This is a genomic window from Methylobacterium sp. CCH5-D2, from assembly GCF_001556475.1.
GTDB lineage: Bacteria > Pseudomonadota > Alphaproteobacteria > Rhizobiales > Beijerinckiaceae > Methylobacterium > Methylobacterium hispanicum.
The window spans coordinates 1-2,711 of record NZ_LSIX01000461.1; the positions used below are offsets into that span (position 1 = coordinate 1).

The 2,711-nt window shown below is 74.8% G+C and carries 3 protein-coding genes and 1 pseudogene; 2 read left to right on the forward strand and 2 right to left on the reverse strand.

Annotated features, from left to right (window positions below; translation table 11 throughout):
- Nucleotides 1–310 precede the first annotated feature (310 nt).
- Both AX737_RS11740 and AX737_RS11745 read left to right on the forward strand, forming a co-directional pair.
- Nucleotides 311–1,477 (forward strand): AraC family transcriptional regulator, encoded by a 1,167-nt coding sequence (locus AX737_RS11740; RefSeq protein ID WP_082772996.1) that lies wholly within the window; start codon nt 311–313, stop codon nt 1,475–1,477.
- The gene (locus AX737_RS11745; RefSeq protein WP_066921516.1) at nt 1,474–1,854 is read left to right on the forward strand and encodes a hypothetical protein; all 381 of its coding nucleotides are present in this window, start codon (nt 1,474–1,476) and stop codon (nt 1,852–1,854) included. The genes AX737_RS11740 and AX737_RS11745 overlap by 4 nt, the downstream gene beginning before the upstream one ends.
- Before the next feature lie 85 nt (nt 1,855–1,939).
- Here the strand turns inward: AX737_RS11745 and AX737_RS11750 are convergent, their stop codons facing one another.
- Both AX737_RS11750 and AX737_RS11755 read right to left on the reverse strand, forming a co-directional pair.
- A complete protein-coding gene (locus AX737_RS11750; protein WP_066921518.1) occupies nt 1,940–2,377 on the reverse strand; it encodes a hypothetical protein in 438 nt (145 codons plus the stop codon).
- 125 nt (nt 2,378–2,502) lie between these two features.
- A pseudogene (locus tag AX737_RS11755) lies at nt 2,503–2,711 on the reverse strand (hypothetical protein); the annotation flags it as partial.

Sequence of the window (2,711 nt, forward strand, 5' to 3'; positions counted from 1 at the left end):
CCCCTCACCCCAACCCTCTCCCTATGGGAGAGGGGGCGCGGCGCGGTTCACCGCATGCGGCCGAACCCATCGACCGGAGGCCGCATGAGGCGATGGGCAGGCCGAGGGCCCTTCCGCGCGTCGGAGACGGGGCGACGGGCCCGGTGCAAGCGAAGTCGTGCTCGTCGATCTGCTTCGATCAAATGTAGGATCTATAATCCAGAGGCAAGCTGCTCGCTCCATGTGCGGTTGGACATTGATCCATCGCAATGTAGAGATCCCGCAGGTCCCCTGAAGTCGCCCGGCCCGCACGCGGAATGGGACTTCTATAATGGTCGATCGACTTGCCCCGGCGCGCGAAGACAGTCGGGATCTCCTCGGCGCGTTCCGGCTGCGCGAGGCGGTCCAGCCTCTCACCGGCCGCGGCGGCGTCGGTGGCCTCCGCGGCGTCCCGGGCGCGACCTGTGCGGTGCTCTCGGACCACGGCGCGGATCCCGCTCGCCTGCTCCGCGAGGCGGGCCTCGACCCCGCAACGGTCCGGGACGACGGGCCACCGATCCCGAGCGCCCTGCTCGGACGATTGCTCCAGCTGGGCGCGCGCCGCATCCGATGCGGCCATCTCGGCCTGCTCGTGGGACAGCGCATCGGGCTCGCCGAACTCGGCCCGAGCAGGGGACTGGTCCGGAACGCGGACACGGTCGGCGAGGCGCTGCACGTGCTGGAGACTCGGCCCTGGGCCTGGTCATGCGGCTTCGCGGTCAGGCTCTGCGTCGAGGCCGACCTGGCGCTGCTCCACTATTTTCCCTGCGAGCCCGGCGCGACGGCGGTCGGCCTCCAGGCGGAGGGGGCGCTCGCCACGGTCGTCAACGTCGTGCGCGTGCTGTGCGGCCCCCGCTGGTCGCCCTCGGAGCTCCTGCTGCCGCGGGCGCCGCCGGACCAGACGGACGCCTACTGGCACTTCTTCCGCGCACCCGTCCGGTTCGACCAGGAATGGGCGGCCCTCGCCTTCCCGGCGCGCCTCCTGGCGCAGCCGGTCGCGGGCGCGGACCGGATCGCCCGGCGGATGGCGGAGCCGCGCATCCGGGAGGCCGCGGCCCCGCTCCCGGTCTCGCAGCAGCTGCGGCGGCTGCTCCGCGCGGAGTTCATCCCGAACCCGTGGTCCGGCAAGGCCGTCGCCCGGCATCTCGCGGTGCATCGGCGCACCCTCAGCCGCCGCCTGAGGGCCGAGGGCACGAGCTTCCGCTCGGTCTCCGCGCAGATCCGGTTCGAGACCGCCAAGCAGCTCCTGGCCGACACCAACATGTCGCTGGCGCAGATCTCGGCCTGCCTGGGATTCTCCGAGGCGGCCGCCTTCACGCACGCGTTCCGACGCTGGTCCGGCACGACGCCGAGCGTCTGGAGAGAGGCGAGCCGCCCCCCGGAGGCAGCGGCACCCGGATCCGGTCGAGGATCGTCGAACGACGTCACCGCGACGGAGAGAACGAGGAGGTCCCAATGACGACGACACGGGTGATCCCGCTCGCAGCCCTCACGCTGGCCGCGCTCATCGGCCTGAATAGCCCCGACGCGGGCGGACTCGGCATTCCGGCGGCACAGGCGGCCGGCGGGTGCGGGCCCGGCTTCCACCGGGGCCCCTACGGCGCCTGCCGCCCGAACGCCTACGTCGCGCCGGGCGTCTACGGTCCCCGGGGCGGGGCGGTCTACGGATACCGCGGGGGCGCCCGGTACGGATATCGGGGCGGCGCCGTGTACCGGGGCGGCGTCTACCGGGGTGGCGCCGTCTACCGGGGCGGCCGGGTCTATGGCGGCCGGGCCGTCCACGCGGGGCGGGCCGGCGGATACAGGGGCGGCTACAGGGGCGGCTTCCGGCGCTGAGCGCGCCGGCCGCCCCGCATGTCCCCGCGTGCGAGCCGCGCCCGCCCGAGCGGCCGGGCGCGGCTCCCGCCGCCGGGGACGCACCCTAGTAGGCGCGATGGACCGGCCGATAGGACGGGGCCGCGGGCGCGCCGTAGCGTACCGGGACCGGCCCTGCGGCCGGGATCCGGACCGCCGCCGGCATGTTCGGGTCGAAGGGCAGGAGGGCGGCCCCGGCGGCGATGAAGCCCGCCAGCGCCCGGACGTCGTCCGGTTGCCGCGGATCGCGGGAGATGCGGTCCGTCTCCCACGCGAGCCGCAGGTTGCAGGCCCGGGACGGCAGGGCGCCGGTGGGCGTGCAGGCGTCGTGGCGGGCGCAGGCGGCGTCGAGGGCGTCGACGGGCGGCCACGGCGCGTTGTTGCCGACGCCGCAGTAATTGCCGTGGATCAGCGCCGCGGGCTGCTGCAGGCCGGACGGCTGCGCCAGCGCGGGCGCGCAGAGGCAGGGTGCGAGGAGGAGGGGTGCGACGTTCCGGAGGGCCATGGCGTGACCGAACCCGTTCTGTGGCCCGTCGGCCGGGCGGGCCGCTCGGACCGCCGGCTCAGGCCGGATGATCGGGGGCCGGGGCCTTCACGCCTCGGCCCTGTCGCAGGCGCGTCCGCGGGGTGTCAGTACGCGCGGCAGATGCCCGCATAGGCATCGTAGGTGGCGTAGGGCCCGCAGCGTCCGTAGGTGGCGCCGTAGCCGGCAGCGGCCGCGGCCCCGACGGCGGCCGCGCCCAGGCCGTAGCCGTAGGGACGCACGCCGTATCCGTAGCGGCCGTATCCGTAACCGTATCGGCCGTAGCGGCCCACCGCCCCGTAGCGGCCGACCCCGC